We start from the raw sequence: 18,397 nt of genomic DNA, 5'->3' as shown, positions 1-18,397 counted from the left end.
CGCGACGCGAAATACGAGAAGTTCGACATCAAGCGCGTGCTCGAACGCCTGCTCCTCAAGGGCAGCATCGTCGTCAAGAAAGCCTACTGCGACTGGGAGCGCTACAAGGGCTTCAAGGCGACGATGCACGAGGCGAGCTTCGAGCTGATCGAGATCCCGCACGTGCGCCAGTCCGGCAAGAACTCCGCCGACATCCGCCTCGTCGTCGATGCGCTCGATCTGTGCTACACGAAATCCCACGTCAATACCTTCGTGATCATCAGCGGCGACTCCGATTTTTCGCCGCTGGTGTCGAAGCTGCGCGAGAACGCGAAGCAGGTGATTGGCGTCGGCGTGAAGCAGTCGACGTCCGACCTCCTGATCGCGAACTGTGACGAGTTCATCTTCTACGACGACCTCGTCCGCGAAAGCGAGCGGGCGGCGGCGAAGCAGGACACGCGCGAAGCGCAGCCGGCCGCGAAGCGCTCGCCGGACGAGGAGAAGCGGCGCCGCGAAGAGCAGGAAAAGCGCAAGACGCAGGCCGTCGAACTCGCGGTCGAAACGTTTGACGCGCTCGTCGCCGAACGCGGCGACAGCGGAAAGATCTGGGCCTCGCTGCTGAAAGAGGCGATCAAGCGCCGCCAGCCGGGCTTCAACGAGTCGTATTACGGCTTTCGCGCGTTCGGCAACCTGCTCGAAGAAGCGCAGGCGCGCGGCCTGCTGGATCTCGGCCGGGATGAAAAATCCGGCGCTTACGTTTACCGCCATAACGGAGGCGCGGATGCGGCGGCCGCGGAGACTTCACCCCATCGCGAACCTTCCGCTGCAGTGACGGAGGGAGCCGCCGAGGACGCCGCCGTCCGCTCGGGCAGCCGACGTCGCCGCGGCGGACAGCCGCCGGCGGAGCAGGCCGTCCCGTCCGAACCACCGCCGACCCCGGACATCGAGCCCGCGTTGCAACACGGGCAGCTCCCGGAACCGGACCGGATCAGCGCCGCGCCGGCCGCTTCGACCGAGCGTCCCCACCGTTCCGGGCGCCGCGGGCATGGCCGGAAGCCGGCAACGACCGCGCCGGGCGAGCGGTCGCACCAGCCGGAAACGCCGCCGACCGCCGAAGCCCGCGGTCCCGTTCCAGCCGCCGCTGCGCTGCCTGCCACAGCCCCGGCTACCACTGCGCCGACTGGCATTGCGCCGACTGCCGAAACGCGTACCGTCGCACCACGGGCTATCACCGGGTCCGAACGCCGGCCCGCCGCGGCCATCCCGTCCCCGCCGCCCCGGCCCGTCGGCACCGGCGCGAGCAGGACCGGCGAACAGCCGTCCGCCACCGAAACCGGATCCGCGACAACGCTTGCCGAAGCGCCACCCGCCGAGCAGCCCGCGGCGCGCGACCGTCAGCGTCGCGGTCGCAAACCGGCCGCGTCGAACGCGGAGCACGGGACGGCGCCCGCGGCGTCCCCCGAGCCCGCCGCGAGCGCCCCGGGGGACGCCGGATCCGCCGTGGCCACGGAGGCCGCGACCGCGGAAACGCCCGCGCCGCAACGCAAACCGGCCCGGGCGCGCCGCCCGCGCAAGGCCGAGACGACGCCCGACGAAGGTTAGGACCGTCCGCAACGCTGCAAGCAGGCTGCGGCACCGTCGCGACCGGATTTCCTCGTCCACAGTGTGGCTTTTTTCACCGGTTACATCGGGTCGTAACTGTTAGCCTCATCCCGTCACGCATACCGGCACGGAACCGGGTGCCGGCCTGCGCGCGATCGGGCGGCGGGTTTTTCCTGCGAGTAACGAAATGACCCTGGAGACGACCGCGACGGGGCGGGGGAGCATGTCCAAGTTACCTGGCCGCGGCTTCTGCCGCGTCGCACCGACCGATCTTCGCCTCGGCGAACCGCTGCCGTATGCGGTCTATGACAGCAGCGGAATGCTGCTGCTGAAGGCCGGCTTCGTCATCAATACGCAGAAGCAGCTCGACGTACTGGTCCAGAACGGCAGTTGTCGCGCTGAGGATGCGCCGCGGGCGCGCCCCGCGGCGGCGCTGCCGATCGCGACGGTGAACGAAGAGCACAACACGTTCGAGATTCTCGACCTGCTCAAGATCCGGCTGAAGCGGACGTTCGACCTCTACAAGGCGGGCAGCCTGAACGCCGATTTCGTGCCGCGGATCGAAGGTATCGCGCTGACGATCCAGGAAGCCTGCACGCACGACACCGATTCGGCGCTCGCGAACCTGCATCTCGACTACGACACTTCGTACGCGGTGATTCATCACCTGCAGAGCGCGATCCTGTGCGAACTGATCGGCAAGAAGATGGGCGTCCGGGAGGACTCGCGGCTGCCGCTCATCAAGGCCGGCCTGACTCACGACATCGGCCTAATCGACATCCAGGACGAACTCGACCGGCAGCACACGCCGCTGACGCCGCTGCAGCGCGAGCGCATCACGCGGCACCCGGCCGACAGCGAGTGGATCCTCGCGAGCCTCGGCGCGACCGCGGCCGCGTGGCTCGATCCGGTGCGCCACCATCACGAACGTCTCGACGGCACCGGCTATCCGGACGGCGCGGCCGGCGACGCGATCGGCACGCCGACGCGGGTGCTCGCGATCGCCGACATCTACAGTGCGATGGTGCGCGATCGCCCGTACCGCAAGGCGATGGTGTCGGGCGAGGCGATGCGCAAGCTGATGCTCGAGCAGGGGCAGAAGACCGACAACCGCCTGATCCACATGATGATCAAGGAAATCGGCGTCTTCCCGCCTGGCGCGATCGTACGGCTCGCGAACGGCGAAGTCGCCGTCGTCAAGAAACGCACCGCGAGCAGCGCCAGCCCGCTCGTGTGCGCCTTCATCAAACCGGACGGCATGCCGATGCTCACGCCGCTGCGGCGGGACACCGCCGACGAGAAATTCCGCGTCGAAGGGATCGTCCCGTTCTCGAACTACCGCGGCTCGATCGTCGTCCTCCGCAGTCTGTGGAACCGGCCCTGAGGCCCCGCCCATGCCCCGCTTCGAATGGAAAGCCGAGTATTCGGTCGGCGACGCGATCATCGACGACCAGCATCGCCAAATGCTCGCGATCCTCGATGAACTCGCCGCTGCGCTGCACGGCACCGCGGCGCCGGAAAGCGGCGGGCCGCGCGCGGTTTTCGACGACCTCGCCGCCTACGTGACCGGGCATTTCGCGTACGAGGAACAGCGCATCGCCGACGCGGGCTATCCCGAAAATCTGCTCGTCGCGCACCGCAAGGAGCACAACGCACTGCTGCGCAAGGTGCAGGAATTGGAACAGGTTTTCGAGCAAGGCGACGCGGGGGTGCTCGAAGACCTGATGCCCTTCCTCTACGGCGACTGGCTGATCCATCACATCTGCGAAACCGATCGGGATTACGTGTCGTATCTGGCGGCGACACGGTGACGGTCACCGGCAAGGCGCCCTTGAGCGGCGTGTCGGCCTCCGGGCCCGCCTTCACCCGTCGGCACCCCGGTCTTGCCGAAACCCCGCGGTTTCCGATCCCGTTCAGCCGCAGCGCTCGCGTTCGGGTAAATTGACGGTCCCCGCGACGCCCCACGCTTTCAGTGCGCTTCCCCGCTTCCGTCGCCGGGGATCGACACCCCCGATCGTAGCCGGCTCCGGTTGCGGGCCGAGCCACGCGATCCGGACCAAACGGAGATCGCTCATGACCCTACAGCTCAAAGACCCGGCACTCTTCCGCACCCGCTGCTTCGTCGGCGGGGAATGGGCGGACGCGGACAGCGGCGACACCGTCGCGATCCACAACCCCGCGACCGGCGAGCAGCTCGGCACGATCCCGAAGATGGGCGCCGCCGAGACGCGTCGCGCGATCGAAGCCGCAAACGCCGCGTGGCCCGCCTGGCGCGCGCTCACCGCCGGCGCCCGCTCGCGCGTGCTGCGCAGATGGTTCGAGCTGCTCGTCGAGCATCAGGACGACCTCGCGCTCTTGATGACGAGCGAACAGGGCAAGCCGCTCACCGAAGCGCGCGGCGAAGTCCTTTACGCCGCGTCGTTCATCGAATGGTTCGCGGAGGAAGGCAAGCGCATCTACGGCGACGTGATCCCGGGCCATCAGCCGGACAAGCGCATCGTCGTCACGAAGGAGTCGATCGGCGTGTGCGCCGCGATCACGCCATGGAACTTCCCGCTCGCGATGATCACGCGCAAGGCGGGCCCGGCGCTCGCCGCCGGCTGCACGATGGTGCTGAAGCCGGCGACCCAGACGCCCTATTCGGCGCTCGCGCTCGCGGCGCTCGCCGAGCGCGCCGGCGTGCCGAAAGGCGTCTTCAGCGTCGTCACCGGCTCCGCGGCCGAGATCGGCGGCGAACTGACGTCGAACCCGATCGTGAGGAAGCTGACCTTCACGGGTTCCACGGAAATCGGCGTGAAGCTCGCCGAGCAATGCGCGCCGACCGTCAAGAAGCTGTCGCTCGAACTCGGCGGCAACGCGCCGTTCATCGTCTTCGACGACGCCGACCTCGACGCCGCGGTCGAAGGGGCGCTCGCATCGAAATACCGCAACACCGGCCAGACCTGCGTCTGCGCGAACCGGCTGCTGGTGCAGGACAGCGTCCATGACGCGTTCGCCGAAAAGCTCGCCGCCGCGGTCGCGAAGCTGAAAGTCGGCAACGGCCTCGACGAAGGCGTCACGCAGGGACCGCTGATCGACATGAACGCGGTCGGAAAAGTCGAGGAGCACATCGCCGACGCGCTGTCGAAAGGCGCCCGCGTCGTCACCGGCGGCCGTCGCCACGCGCTCGGCCGCAGCTTCTTCGAGCCGACGATCCTCGCCGACGTGACGCCGGCGATGATCGTCGCGCGCGAGGAGACCTTCGGCCCGGTCGCGCCGCTGTTCCGCTTCAAGGACGAGGCCGACGCGATCCGCATGGCGAACGACACCGAGTTCGGCCTCGCCGCCTACTTCTACACATCGGGGATGAATCGCGTGTGGCGCGTGTCGGCGGCGCTCGAATACGGCATCGTCGGCGTCAACACCGGCATCATCTCGACGGAGGTCGCGCCGTTCGGCGGCATGAAGTCGTCCGGCCTCGGCCGCGAAGGCTCGAAGTACGGCATCGAGGACTACCTCGAGATCAAGTACCTGTGCATGGGCGGGGTCCGGTAGCGCGGACTTCCCCGCGCCGCCGCGACCTAGTCGAGCCCCGCGGCGGCGCGGTATTCCGCCGCCACCTCCAGCAGCCAGTCGCGGAACGCCGCGAGCGCCGCGGTCTCGGCCTTGCGCTCGGGAATGATCAGGTAGTACGCCTTGTTGCTGACCAGCGCATGGTTCAGCGGGACGACGAGCCGGCCGCTGTCGAGTTCGTCGCGGATCAGGAACGGCGGGATCAGCGCGACCCCCATGTCGTGCATTGCCGCCTGCGCGAGCATCGTGAAAAGCTCATGGCGCGCGCCGGTCATGTCGTGCGCGATGCGCATCCCGAGCGACCCGAACCAGTCGCGCCATGCGTAGGGCCGCGTCGTCTGCTGCAGCAGCGGCAGCGCGGCGATCGCGTCGGGCGTCAGCGCCGATGCGCCGCCGAGCAGGCGCGGACTGCACACGGGCACCGGGTTCTCGCGCATCAGGAAGTGCGCTTCGGTGCCCGGCCATCCCGCGTCGCCGAAATAGAGCGCCGCATCGAGTTCGGTCTCGGCGAACAGGAAGGGCCGGCTGCGGTTCGTCAGGTTCACCGTCACGCCCGGGTGGCGTTCGAGAAAGCCCGACAGCCGCGGCAACAGCCAGCGCGTCGCGAACGTCGGCACGACCCCGAGCTCGATCGTCGCACCGAGGCCGTGATGCGCCATTACCGACAGCGTGTCGCGCTCGACCGCGTCGAGCCGCGCGCTGATCTGCCGGCTGTACGACAGCCCGGCTTCGGTCAGCGTCACACCGCGCTTCGTGCGCCGGAAGAGCCGCAGCCCGAGAAAGTCCTCGAGCCCGGCGATCTGGCGGCACACCGCGCTCTGCGTCAGCGACAGCTCTTCGGCGGCGCGCGTGAAACTCTCGTGGCGCGCAGCCAGTTCGAACGCGAGCAGCGCGGTGGTGCTCGGAATCTTGCGGCGCATCGAAAGCTCTCCCGACAAAATGCGTAAATTGCACGAACGCCCGTCGCTCGAGCGCCGGTCCCCAGCGGCACGGCGGGCGGCCACGCCACGCCCGGGGCGCGATCTCGGCGCAACCCGACTCGTCAGCAGGGTTCGCGGCCGCGGCCTGTCCCGCGCACCGCGGGCCTCGTCCACGCCGGATGGTAGACGAGCTTCGACGCGATGTGGCCGACGAAGTGAGTTTATTGCACAGTGCAGGACCGATTTTTCGTTTGTGCCCGCGTCTCGCAGTTCGCTACAGTGCGTCTACCCGAAGCGCCGGCGCGCAGCTCGTGCCGGCCCTCGCATTGAAAATCCGCTGCACCAAGGAGACACCGACATGGCAACGAACCGAGTGACTTTCGACTGGGCCGACCCGCTCCACCTCGACGGACAGCTGACCGAAACCGAACGCCTGGTGCGCGACACGGCGCGCGCGTACAGCCAGGAGCGCCTGCTGCCGCGCGTGCAGGAAGCCTTCCGCCACGAGAAGACCGACCCGGCGATCTTCCGCGAGATGGGTGAACTCGGCCTGCTCGGCCCGACGATTCCCGAGCAGTACGGCGGCTCGGGAATGAACTACGTCAGCTACGGCCTGATCGCGCGCGAAGTCGAGCGCGTCGACTCCGGCTACCGCTCGATGATGAGCGTGCAGTCGTCGCTGGTGATGGTGCCGATCAACGAATTCGGCACTGAAGAGCAGAAGCAGAAGTACCTGCCGAAGCTCGCGACCGGCGAGCTGATCGGCTGCTTCGGCCTGACCGAGCCGAACCACGGTTCCGACCCCGGCAGCATGGTCACGCGCGCGAAGAAGGTCGACGGCGGCTACAGCCTGTCGGGCTCGAAGATGTGGATCACGAACAGCCCGATCGCCGACGTGTTCGTCGTCTGGGCGAAGGACGACGAAGGCCAGATCCGCGGCTTCGTGCTCGAGAAGGGCTGGAAAGGCCTGTCGGCGCCGGCGATCCACGGCAAGGTCGGCCTGCGTGCGTCGATCACCGGCGAAATCGTCATGGACGAAGTGTTCTGCCCGGAAGCGAACGCGTTCCCGACCGTGCGCGGCCTGAAGGGTCCCTTCACGTGCCTGAACTCGGCGCGCTTCGGCATCGCGTGGGGTGCGCTCGGCGCCGCCGAAGCGTGCTACGAGACGGCGCGCCAGTACGTGCTCGACCGCAAGCAGTTCGGCCGCCCGCTCGCCGCGAACCAGCTGATCCAGAAGAAGCTCGCCGACATGCTGACCGAAATCACGCTCGGCCTGCAGGGCTGCCTGCGGCTCGGCCGCCTGAAGGACGAGGGCAACGCGCCGGTCGAGCTGACGTCGATCATGAAGCGCAACTCCTGCGGCAAGTCGCTGGACATCGCCCGGGCCGCGCGCGACATGCTCGGCGGCAACGGCATCTCGGACGAGTTCTGCGTCGCACGCCACTTGGTGAACCTCGAAGTCGTGAATACCTACGAGGGCACGCACGACGTGCACGCGCTGATCCTCGGTCGCGCGATCACCGGCATCGCCGCGTTCTCGAACTGAGCGCGACGCGGCGGGCGGGCAGCCGGGAAATTCGGCCCGGCGCCCGCCCTTCGCGTTAACGTGTCTGCGGGCGCCGGCGGGTCGCTCGCCGCGAGCCGCGCGGCTTCGTTCCGGACGCGGCGTACGCGGCCCGGGCCGCCCTTCGCACGCGCCGCCACGCGGTCTTGCGTCTGGCGCGGCCGCCAGTCCGCTGGCCGTCCCGCCGCGGCGTGCGTCCGCGTCTCCCGTCCGGGGGTGCCCGCCGGCTCCCGGCACCGGCACCGTCACGGCGCGGCATGTCCGACGGTCGGAACGCCTTTCGCTTGTAGAATCCGTCCCTCGCCCGGCACCCGCACGGGCGGAGTTGAGTTCGCGTGCCCGTCGGGCTCGTACACCGCGTCGACGGAGGGTGAATGCGGAAGGGCTGGCTCGCCGTTGCTGTCGGCTTGATTCTTGTCGTCCTTGCGGGCTGCGGCAAACCCGTCGCCTACCCGCTCGCCGTCGGCGTCAACCCGTGGATCGGTTACGACCCGCTCGTGCTCGCGCGCGAACGCGCGCTCGTCGACCCGGCGCAGGTGAAAGTTGTCGAACTTTCATCGAGCTCGCAAATCGTGCGCAACCTGCACAACGGGGTGCTCGATGCCGCGGCACTGTCGCTGGATGAAGCCCTGCGGCTCGCGCACGACGGCGCGGCGATCCGCATCGTCGCCGTTCTCGGCGCCTCTGCCGGCGGCGACGCGGTACTCGTCCGCCCGACGATCACGACGTTGTCGCAACTGAAGGGCAAACGCATCGGCGTCGAACAGAGCGCGGGGGGCGCGCTTGTGCTCGCGCGCCTGCTGCAGGCCGCCGGGCTGAGCCACGACGAGGTGTCGCTGCTGCGGATCGAAGCGTCGCTGCAGGAAGGCGCGCTGCGCGCCGGCTGGATCGATGCGGTCGTCACCTTCGAGCCGACAAAGTCCCGGCTGCAAGCCGAAGGGTATCGGGTCCTTTTCGACAGCACGGAGATGCCCGACGAACTCATCGGCGTGATGGTCGTGCGCACCGCCGCGCTCGCCCAGCGCCCCGACGACGTCGTCGCGTTGCTCGCGGGCTGGGAACGGGGCGTCGAGGCGCTGCTCGCCGCCCCGGCGGCCGCCGCCGGACTGCTCGCGCCCGGCGCGAACCTCGACCCGGAAACATATCTCGCGAGCCTGCAGGGATTGAAGTTCGAGACGCTGGAACACAGCGCCCAGCTGCTTGCGGGCGATCCCGCGCCGCTCGCGAAACGGCATCACGGGCTCGGACGGCTTCTGATGCAGCTCGGCCTGATCCGCAAGCCTCCCGACTGGAGCGCGCTGCTGACGCCGGAGCCGGCGCTTCACGCGTTGCTGTGGCTGGAGGCGCAGCGATGAGGTGCCGACTTTTCCAAGCGCTGCCGGCACATATCCTCGCACCGCTGCTGCTCGCAACCTTCGCGCTCACGACGGCCGCGCTGAATTACTTCCTGCAGCAGAGCGACCTGCGCAACGAGGTCGCGGCCGAGCAGCGCGCGCGGATCACCGAGATCCTGAGCACGGAGGAGTCCCGCCTCGAAGTCCAGTTCGGCCTCGGCAATGCGCTCGAGATCAGCCGGCTCGTCGCCAGCCTGGGCCTGCGTGCCGGCATCACGCACGCGCTGCTCGTCAATTCCGAAGGCATGGTCGTCGCGGCGATGTCGCGGACGCAAATCGGCTGGCCGCTGACCGAAGCGATCGCGTCCGAGCCGCCCGCGATCCGGACCGGAATCCTCGAGATCGCGACGTACGACCCCAAAGGCATCCGGACGGTCCTCTCGGAAGGCGACGAGGACGGCCTGCTCGCGCAGGTCGCCGTCTATCCCGACCACAAGCTGATCGTCCGCGTCGATCTCGGGCCGTCGCTGACCGCGCGCGCCGCCGGCAATCGCTACGAGGTCGTCCGCGAAACGCTGATGATCATTTTCGGCGCGGCCCTCCTCGGGACCTTGCTGCATTTCCTGTGGTTCCGTCGCACGGCCCAGCTCACCGCCGCCGTCACGGCGATCGGCGAAGGGCATCTCGACGTGCGCGCGGGGCTGAGCGGACGCGACGAGCTCGCCCGCATCGGCCTCGCGGTCGACCGCATGGCAGCCGACGTCCAGGCGCGCCAGGCGAAATTGCAGCGCTTGTCGGCCCTGATTGACCGCTCCCCGGTCGTCGCGATCGAGTGGCGCAACACGCCGGGCTGGCCGGTCAGCTTCGTCAGCGAGAGCATCAGTCAGTGGGGCTACACCGTCGAGGAACTGCTTGCCGACGACGTGCTTTATACCGAGCTGATCCACCCCGACGATCTGCCTCAAGTCGAGGCGAGCGTCGCAGCGCGCCTGGCCGGTGGAGGAGACGAATATCGCCACGAATACCGTTTGCGAACGGCGGACGGAAACTGGACGTGGGTCGAAGCCCGGACCTGGCTGAGCAGTGATCCCTATGGCGTCGTCACCGCGTGTCGAGGTGTCCTCGTCGACATCACGAAGCGAAAACGCGCCGAAGACGTGCTGCGCGAGCAGGCCGACCTGTTGAGCCTGTTCTACGACCTGCCGTTCATCGGCATGGCGATCACGTCGCCGATGACGAAGCGATGGCTGAAGACGAACGCCCGGCTGTGCGAAATTCTGGGCTATCCGCGCGAGGAACTGTTCGAAAAGAGCTGGGTGGAAATCACTCATCCTGACGACGTCGAGGGCAGCCTGGCCAATTACGAACGGGCCATGCGTGGCGAGATCGACGGCTACCGCATCGAAAAGCGGTTTCTGCGCAAGGACGGCTCGGTGGTGTTCACGACGCTCGACGCGCGCGCGGTGCGGCGCGACAACGGCGAGGTGGAGTACTTCATTTCCACGGTCCAGGACATCAGTGAATTCAAGCGCATCGAACTCGATCTGCAGCAGCAGAAGGAGCGCCTGGAACGCGCCGAAGCGCACGCGAAGCTCGGGAGCTGGGAATTCGAACTCGACACGCAGCGCGTCTGGTGGTCGCCGCAGCTGTACGTGCTGCTCGGCGCCGACAGCACGCGCGAACGAGCGACCTTCGACACTTTCCTGGAGCACGTCCATCCGGACGACCGCAGCTGCGTCGTCGCCGCGTTCCACGAACTGCTGCACGGCCGAATCGTCGATGTCGCGCCGTTCCGCAGCAGCCCCGAACATACGGCGCTCAGTTGGTGGTTCTCGACCGTCGCCGTCGAAACCGACAGCGACGGGGCGCCGCGCAAGGTGTCGGGCACGCTGCTCGACGTCACGGCGCTCAAACACGGTGAGGAAGCGCTGCGCCGGCTCAACGCGGATCTCGAAACCCGCGTCGCCGAGCGCACGCAGCAGCTCGAAGACGCCAACCGGGAGCTCGCATCCTTTTCGTACGCGGTGTCGCACGACCTCAAGGGGCCGTTGCGCGGCATCGACGGCTACAGCCAGATCCTCCTCGAGGACCACCGCGAGCGGCTCGACGACGAAGGGCGGCGATTGCTCGCGAACGTCCGCCGCGGCGTCGCGCAAATGCACGAGCTGATCGAAGACCTGCTCGCCTATTCGCGCATCGAACGCCGCCCGCTCGACAGCTCCGTCGTCGCGGTGCCGGAACTCGTGCACGAAGTGCTCGACGGCCTCGCGCACGAAATCGCCGCGAACGGCAGCGACGTGAAAGTCGAGATTCCCCCGCTCGAACTCTCGCTCGATCGCAACGGCCTCGCCCTCGTGCTGCGCAACCTCATCGGCAACGCGCTGAAGTTCAGCGGCAACGCCGCGCCGCCGCGGATCGAGATCGGCGCAGACCTCGACGACAGGCGCGCCCGCCTCTGGGTGCGCGACAACGGGATCGGATTCGACATGAAGTACCATGACCGCATCTTCGATATCTTCCAGCGGCTGCACCGTGCGGAAGACTATCCGGGCACCGGCGTCGGCCTCGCGCTGGTCCGCAAGGCGATGCAGCGCATGGGCGGGACCGTGTGGGCGGAAAGCGAACCCGGACGAGGATCGACGTTCTTTCTGGAATTTCCCCGATGACGACAGCGACCCCGAGTCTGATCCTGCTCGTCGAGAACGAGGCGGTTGACCTCGACCTCGCGCTGCGGGCCTTCGCGCGCCGCAGCAACGCGAACCGGATCGACGTCGCCCGCGACGGCGAGGAAGCGCTCGCGTTCATCGCGCGCTGGGAGAACGGCCACCCGCTCCCCGCGGTGATCCTCCTCGACATCAACCTGCCGCGGGTCGGCGGTCTCGACGTGCTGCGCCAGCTGAAGGCGCACCCCCGCTTCCGGCGCATACCCGTCGTCATGCTGACGTCGTCGGCGCACGAATGCGACGTGACGTCCGCGTACGACCTGGGCGCGAATTCCTACCTCGTCAAACCGCTCGATTTCGCGAAATTCGTCGATGTCGCCGAACACATCGAGCGGTACTGGTGCCAGTTGAACGAGGCTTCGGGCTAAAACCATGCACATCCTCTACGTCGAGGACTCCGATGCCGACGCGGACCTGACGCGCCGTGCGCTCGCGCGCGCCGCGCCGGACATCACGATCGAAATCGCGAACACGCTCGCCGCCGCGTCGCAGCGGCTTGCCGGCGAAACCCGCTTCGACCTCGTCCTCTCCGACCTGAACCTGCCCGACGGCAGCGGCCTCGACCTGCTGTCCCACGTCCGCATGGAGCAACGCCCGCTCGCGTTCGTACTGCTGACCGGCTCCGGCGACCAGGACGCGGCCCTCGCGGCGCTGAAGGCGGGTGCCGACGACTACCAGGCCAAGCGCAGCGACTACCTCGCGCACCTCCCCGACACCCTGCGCTCGGCCCTCGCCCGGTTCCGCGGCGCGACCCTCGCGCGCGTGCGTCCGCTGCGGGTGCTGTACGCCGACATCGACGCGCGCGACGCCGAGCGCACGCGCCTGCACCTCGCGCAGCACACGCCGCATATCCGTCCGACGATCGTCCGCGACGCCGCCGCGGTGCTGTCGCGGCTGCCCGCCGATGCCACGCCGTGCGCATTCGATGTGCTGTTGCTCGCGCTGCAGCTCGACGGCGACCTCGACGGGCTGGAACTCGCCCGCGTCCTGCGTCACGAACGCCGGCTCGACCTGCCGATCGTGCTGATCGCCGCGCCGGGCAGCGAGGACGCGGTCACCGGCGCGCTGCGCCTCGGCATCGACGATTACCTCACGAAATACGAAGGCTACCTGCACGCGCTGCCGGCGACCCTCGAAAAGGTCCGCGAACGCGCCGGGCTGATCCGCGAGCGGGCGGAGTTGCGCCAGACGAGCAAGCACCTGTCGCATCTGCTGTCGGCGAGCCCGACCATCATTTACACGTCGCGAATTCGCGACGGGGCCTTCGGGCCGGTCTGGGTCAGCGAAAACGTCAGCCGCATCCTCGGCGTCCCGCTCGCCGAAGTGCTGGCTCCCGGCTGGTGGAAAGCGCACGTCCATCCCGACGATCTCGACGTCGCCCTGACGATCCGTGCGAGGCTGCTCGCGAACGGCTTCTGCAACGAGGAATATCGCCTCGTCCGCAACGACGGCGGGGTGTTCTGGATCCGCGACGAGTCGCGCGCGACGCGCGTCGAGGACGGCACCGCGCTCGAAGTCGTCGGCATCTGGACCGAGATCACCGCGCGCAAGCACGAGGAATTGCTGCAGGCCGCGCGCAACGCGGTGCTCGACCGCCTCGTCGCCGGCGATCCGCTGCCGTTGATCCTCGACGACGTCGCGCGCCGGCTCGAACAGCTCGTCCCGGAAATGCGCGCGTCGATCCTGCTGCTCGACGAGGCCAGCGGTCGCCTCGTCCATGGCGCCGCGCCGAGCCTGCCCGATTTCTACAACGATGCGGTCGAGGGACTGGAGCCGCGCGAAGGCAACGGCACGTGCGGCACCGCGGTGTTCCGGCGCGAACCGGTGTTCGCCGAGGACGTCCGGTCGGATCCGGGCTGGTCGCAGTACCGCAACGTCGCCGCGCGCGTCGGATTCCGCGCGTGCTGGGCCTTTCCGTTCCACGATGCCGCCGGCGCCGTGCTCGGCACTTTCGGCGTGTATTTCGACCGGCCGCGAAAACGCGATCCGGAGACCGTCGCGCTGCTGGAGGCGTTTTCGGTCATCGTGCAGCTCGCCGTCGGGAAATACCGCGCGAACGCGGCGTTGCGCCAGGCCGCGGCCGTGATCGAGAGCACGCGCGACGGCGTGATGATCACCGACCTCGCGCGCCGCATCGTCCGCGTCAATCGCGCGTGGTGCGAGATCACCGGTTTTTCGCGCGACGAAGTCATCGGCAAGACGCCGCAGCTGCTGAAGTCCGGTCTGCAGGACGACGCGTTCTACCACCGGATGTGGACGAGCGTCGCGCGCACCGGGCACTGGCAGGGCGAAATCTGGAACCGCCGCAAGAACGGCGAACTGTACCCGCAGTGGCTGAGCATCAGCACGGTTTTCATGGAGGAGAACGTCCCGACGCATTACGTCGGCGTGATGACCGACATCAGCGAGCTGAAGCAGTCCGAAGCCCAGCTCGAGCGGCTCGCGCATTACGACCCGCTCACCGACCTGCCGAACCGCCTGCTCGTCCAGCTGAGGCTCACGCACGCGATCGCGCAAGCAGAGCGCCACGGGGCGGGCCTGGGCGTGCTGTTCATCGACCTTGACCGTTTCAACAACATCAACGACAGCCTCGGCCACGAGACCGGCGACGAACTGCTGATCGCGATCTCGTGGCGCCTGCGCACGCGGCTGCGTCCTGAGGATACGATCGCGCGCTGGGGCGGGGACGAATTCCTCGTCATCGTCGAGAACCTCCACAAGCCCGACGAAGCCGCGAGCGTCGCGCAGAACCTCATCGACGTGATGCGCGAGCCTTTTACGCTGGCCGACGGCCCGACCGTCTACGTCGGCGCGAGCATCGGCGTCAGCCTCTTTCCGCAGGACGGAGACAACGCGTCCGAACTCATCCGGCACGCCGACGCGGCGCTGAACCAGGCAAAGACGCAGGGGCGCAACACGTACCGCTTTTTCACCGAAGCGCTGAGCCTCGCCGCGCAGCGCCACCTGGATCTCGACCGGCGCCTGCGCGCGGCGCTCGAACAGCGGTCATTCGAGCTGCATTACCAGCCGCGCATCGACATCGCCGATGGGCGCATCGTCGGCTGCGAAGCGCTGCTGCGCTGGCACGACGCGGAAGAAGGGGACGTGCCGCCCGCCCGTTTCATCCCGTTCGCCGAGGAAAGCGGACTGATCGTGCCGATCGGCGAATGGGTGCTCGACACCGCGTGCCGGCAGGCGCGCGCGTGGCTCGACGCCGGCCTGCCGCCGGTGGTCGTCGCGGTGAACCTGTCCGCGCGCCAGCTGTGGCACGCCGACCTGCCGGACCGCATCGCCGCGACCCTCGCGCGCACCGGCCTGCCGCCGGAGAACCTCGAGCTAGAACTGACCGAAAGCATGATCATGGGCCACGAGGCGCAGGCCGAGCAGCGTCTCCGCCTGCTGAAATCGATGGGCGTCCGGCTCGCGATCGACGACTTCGGCACCGGCTACTCGTCGCTGTCGTATCTGAAGAACCTTCCGATCGAACTGCTGAAGATCGATCAGAGCTTCATCCGCAACCTCCCAGACGACCGCAACGACATGGAAATCACCGCCGGCATCATAGCCCTCGCGCACAAGCTCAAGCTCAAGGTGCTCGCCGAAGGGGTCGAAACCGACGCGCAGCTCGGATTTCTCGTCGAACAGGGCTGCGACGCGTATCAGGGCTACCGCTTCAGCCGTCCGCTGCCGGCGCAGGACTTCGTCCGGTTGTTGACGGACCCGGCGGGCGCCCGGTCGAAGTAAGCGCGGATTCGCCGACGCCGGCAGTCCGCCGGCTTCGGCGCCGCGGCGTTCAGGCGGCCGGCCGCAGTTCGGCGGGCATCGCCCCCGCCGCCGGTGCATCCCCGCCTTTCAGCTCCCCGCCGAGCACTTCGAGCAGCGCCGGCAGCAAGCGGCCGAGCTCGCCGGTCATCAGCGCGAAGCCGGCGTCGAACAGCGCGCGCGCGTCCTCCGCGCCCTGCTCGTCGAGCTTGTCCTTGACGATGTCGAGGAAGTCGAGCCGCTTGATCTCGAGCTTTTCGGTGAGCACGAAGCTGATCCGGTCGTCGAAAGTCAGCGCGAGCCGCGTCGGCAGCTTGCCCGCCTCGAGGTGCCCGCGCACCTCTTCGCCGTCGAGCGCATGGCGCACGTAGCGCACCGCGGCCTTGTCCTCGCTGACCGACCGCAGCTCGCAGTCCTGGTCGATCGTGAACCCGGCCGGCGCTTCACCGCCCGCGAGCCACCCGGCCATCGCGCCCGTCGGCGACAGCTCGGTGCGCACGAGGCCGAGCGGCAGGACGTCGAGCGACTGCCGCAATACCTCCAGAACGTCCTCCGCACGCGCCTGGCTCGGCGCGTCGATGCCTAGCCACCCCCCGGCAGGGTCGATCCACGCGAAGGCCTTGCGGCGCCGTGTAAACGCGCGCGGCAGCAATTCCTGCATCACCTGCTCGCGCAGGTCCTTCATCTGCTTGCGGCCGAGCTTGTAGCCCTGGCGCCCGGCGAGCTCCTCCGCGCGCTCCTCGGCCTCCTGCTTGACGACCGACGACGGGAGCAGCTTCTGCTCCATCCCGAGCGCGATCAGCCACTGGCCGCCGACGCGGTGGACGAGGAATTCGTCCCCCATCGGCGACACCCAGCCGCGGGTTTCCTGATCCTGGCTGCCGCACGGGACGAAACGCTTCTTCGCGAGCTGATCCTCGACGGCATCCGCGCCGACGTCCCAGCCGACGGGAAGGCGATAGAGCTGCAGGTTTTTGAACCACATGGGAATTTTCCGGATTTTCGGGATGACGGGAACCGTCCGCGCGATCGGGGCGCGGGCCGGCGTGACATTCGTTGGCCGCGGCGCTACTGGAAGCGGGTGGACTCGGCGATCATCCGGATCACCCGCACGGTGTCGAGGTCGGACTGATGATAGGCCGACTTCACGTATTCGACGTAGGCCCGGTCGGGGCTCCCGGCGTCGTCGGGAAGCGTCGTCAGGTAGCGGAAGCGCAGCACCAGCTGGCCCGGCGCCGGCTCCTCGATCGCGATCGTCAGGGTGCCGCCGGCATGCGATTCGGTGCGCTCGGACTCGAAGCGGACCGACTCCATCGGCACCAGCGTCACGCGGTCGCGGATCACCGCAGCGCCGAACTTCAGCTCGCGCACGAGCTCCATGTCGCTGCGCTCGACGATCGTGCAGGTCTCGAGCCCCGGCAGGAACGCGCGCGGATCTTCGGCGCGGCACAGCAGCCCGAACCACAGTTCCTCGCGCGTGAGCTCGCCGAGCGCCGGATCGGCGGGGTCGTTGATGACGACCAGATGTTCAAAATTCAATGGTCCGCTCCGTTACGACCCCGGCCGAAGTTTAGCCGTCCGCATCGCGGATATCGATTCGGCAATCCCGCTTTCCGCCGCGACGGCGTCGTGTCCCCCGGCCGTCCGAATGCCGCGCTTCGTCGCCCCGACTCCAGCGCGTGGCCGCCGGACCGATCGGCAGACCGCCTTCCGCGCTTCGGTTAGCATCCGCTCATGCAACTCGAACGAATTCTCCATTCCCAGGGCTTCGGCAGCCGCAAGCTGTGTCGCGCCCTGGTCCGCAGCGGTCGCATCTCGGTGTCCGGACAGCCCATCGACGACCCGTTTTCCGACTTCGCGACGACCGGCCTGGTCTTCGGCGTCGACGGCGAAACTTGGCAATTCCGCGACCAGGCGTATCTGCTGCTCAACAAGCCCGCCGGATACGAGTGCTCGCGCCAGCCGCAGTTCCATCCGTCCGTCTTTGCGCTGTTCCCGGACGCGATCGCCAACCGCGGCGTGCAGTGCGTCGGGCGGCTCGACCAGGACACGACCGGCCTGCTCCTGCTGTCCGATGACGGCCAGTTCATCCACACCTGGAGCTCGGGCAAGAAGCGCATTCCGAAGGTCTACGACGCCGTCGTCCGCCACCCGGTCAGTGATCAGTTGACCGCGGCGCTGCTCTCCGGCGTTCAGCTTCACGACGAACCCGCCCCGATCGCCGCAGCGTCCTGCGAGCAAACGGGGGAGCGGAGTCTACGGCTGACGATCACCGAAGGCAAGTACCACCAAGTGAAACGGATGATCGCGGCGGCCGGAAACCGTGTCGATGCGCTGCACCGCAGCCGCGTCGGCGGCCTCGCGCTTCCCGACGCCCTCGCGCCCGGCCAATGGCGCTGGCTGGAAGACGCGGACCTTGCGCAGCTCGCCGGGTCCGACTTCGACTGAAACACCCATCGCGGCGGCGGTGCCGTTACCGGCGCCCGGTCGCCGCGAGCCGCAGGGTTTGTTCTTCCTGTTTTTTCTTTATTAAATAAATAAAGAAGTAAACAGTGCCAGACTTTCTGTGGATAAGTGCATTTTCGATCATCCGCTCAACGGCTTGGGCGTTGAACAAGGCGGTAGACAGAACCGCGGTTCACCTGTGCGTCGAATGTGGCCGGTTTTTCCGCCAACCGGAATTCGCTGCCTTGTCCCCAGCGAATCCACCTTTTCTCCCCGGACTTGTTCGCCGAAAGAAATTCCGCCGACGTGATTCACTCTGCCGTGGACTGTCGCAACCGCAGCCTGCGGCGTGGTCGGAGACGCCAGCGGCCAGCGGAGCGAAGCCGGGCGAGCAGGATCGGCCGCCGGTTTTGTTCTTCTGTTTTTCTCTTAATTTAAGAGATAAAGAAGTATACAGTGGGCGACTTTCTGTGGATAAGTCCGCTTTCCCCAATCGCTGCAAGCACTTCGTCAAGG

13 protein-coding genes are annotated in these 18,397 nt (G+C 67.9%); 10 read left to right on the top strand and 3 right to left on the bottom strand.

Going from position 1 to position 18,397, the window contains the following annotated elements:
- From V6M37_RS04925 to gabD, 4 genes are all read left to right on the top strand, one after another.
- Nucleotides 1-1,581: NYN domain-containing protein (locus V6M37_RS04925; RefSeq protein ID WP_332671408.1), on the top strand; the 1,581-nt coding region annotated here is incomplete at its 5' end.
- A 223-nt stretch (nucleotides 1,582-1,804) separates the two neighbouring features.
- The gene (locus tag V6M37_RS04920) at nucleotides 1,805-2,965 is read left to right on the top strand and encodes an HD-GYP domain-containing protein (protein ID WP_332671407.1); all 1,161 of its coding nucleotides are present in this window, start codon (nucleotides 1,805-1,807) and stop codon (nucleotides 2,963-2,965) included.
- 10 nt (nucleotides 2,966-2,975) lie between these two features.
- Complete coding sequence (locus V6M37_RS04915) at nucleotides 2,976-3,392, top strand: bacteriohemerythrin (RefSeq protein ID WP_332671406.1); 417 nt, start codon at nucleotides 2,976-2,978, stop codon at nucleotides 3,390-3,392.
- A gap of 262 nt (nucleotides 3,393-3,654) precedes the next feature.
- Nucleotides 3,655-5,115 carry an NADP-dependent succinate-semialdehyde dehydrogenase gene (gabD, locus tag V6M37_RS04910; protein ID WP_332671405.1) on the top strand — a complete coding sequence of 487 codons (1,461 nt, stop codon included), beginning with the start codon at nucleotides 3,655-3,657 and terminating at the stop codon, nucleotides 5,113-5,115.
- A 26-nt stretch (nucleotides 5,116-5,141) separates the two neighbouring features.
- Here gabD and V6M37_RS04905 read toward each other — a convergent pair whose 3' ends face one another.
- Entirely contained in the window at nucleotides 5,142-6,053 is a 912-nt protein-coding gene (locus V6M37_RS04905; RefSeq protein ID WP_332671404.1) for a LysR family transcriptional regulator, read from the bottom strand.
- 358 nt (nucleotides 6,054-6,411) lie between these two features.
- Between V6M37_RS04905 and V6M37_RS04900 the strand changes: the two genes are divergently transcribed.
- From V6M37_RS04900 to V6M37_RS04880, 5 genes are all read left to right on the top strand, one after another.
- A complete protein-coding gene (locus V6M37_RS04900; protein WP_332671403.1) occupies nucleotides 6,412-7,599 on the top strand; it encodes an acyl-CoA dehydrogenase in 1,188 nt (395 codons plus the stop codon).
- 392 nt (nucleotides 7,600-7,991) lie between these two features.
- The gene (locus tag V6M37_RS04895; RefSeq protein WP_332671402.1) at nucleotides 7,992-8,972 is read left to right on the top strand and encodes an ABC transporter substrate-binding protein; all 981 of its coding nucleotides are present in this window, start codon (nucleotides 7,992-7,994) and stop codon (nucleotides 8,970-8,972) included.
- On the top strand, nucleotides 8,969-11,617 hold the full coding sequence (locus V6M37_RS04890; protein ID WP_332671401.1) for a PAS domain-containing protein: 2,649 nt from the start codon (nucleotides 8,969-8,971) through the stop codon (nucleotides 11,615-11,617). The genes V6M37_RS04895 and V6M37_RS04890 overlap by 4 nt, the downstream gene beginning before the upstream one ends.
- A complete protein-coding gene (locus V6M37_RS04885) occupies nucleotides 11,614-12,042 on the top strand; it encodes a response regulator (RefSeq protein WP_332671400.1) in 429 nt (142 codons plus the stop codon). The genes V6M37_RS04890 and V6M37_RS04885 overlap by 4 nt, the downstream gene beginning before the upstream one ends.
- Before the next feature lie 4 nt (nucleotides 12,043-12,046).
- Complete coding sequence (locus V6M37_RS04880) at nucleotides 12,047-15,418, top strand: EAL domain-containing protein (protein ID WP_332671399.1); 3,372 nt, start codon at nucleotides 12,047-12,049, stop codon at nucleotides 15,416-15,418.
- Nucleotides 15,419-15,467: 49 nt separating this feature from the next.
- Here the strand turns inward: V6M37_RS04880 and V6M37_RS04875 are convergent, their stop codons facing one another.
- Both V6M37_RS04875 and V6M37_RS04870 read right to left on the bottom strand, forming a co-directional pair.
- Nucleotides 15,468-16,421 carry a recombination-associated protein RdgC gene (locus tag V6M37_RS04875; RefSeq protein WP_332671398.1) on the bottom strand — a complete coding sequence of 318 codons (954 nt, stop codon included), beginning with the start codon at nucleotides 16,419-16,421 and terminating at the stop codon, nucleotides 15,468-15,470.
- 83 nt (nucleotides 16,422-16,504) lie between these two features.
- Nucleotides 16,505-16,975 carry an SRPBCC family protein gene (locus V6M37_RS04870; RefSeq protein ID WP_332671397.1) on the bottom strand — a complete coding sequence of 157 codons (471 nt, stop codon included), beginning with the start codon at nucleotides 16,973-16,975 and terminating at the stop codon, nucleotides 16,505-16,507.
- 195 nt (nucleotides 16,976-17,170) lie between these two features.
- Between V6M37_RS04870 and V6M37_RS04865 the strand changes: the two genes are divergently transcribed.
- Nucleotides 17,171-17,884: a 16S rRNA pseudouridine(516) synthase gene (locus V6M37_RS04865; protein ID WP_332671396.1), complete on the top strand. Its 714-nt coding sequence runs from the start codon at nucleotides 17,171-17,173 to the stop codon at nucleotides 17,882-17,884.
- Nucleotides 17,885-18,397 lie beyond the last annotated feature (513 nt).

The organism is Aromatoleum sp., from assembly GCF_036675785.1.
Lineage (GTDB): Bacteria > Pseudomonadota > Gammaproteobacteria > Burkholderiales > Rhodocyclaceae > Aromatoleum.
This window is presented reverse-complemented; position numbering and strand designations above follow the sequence as displayed.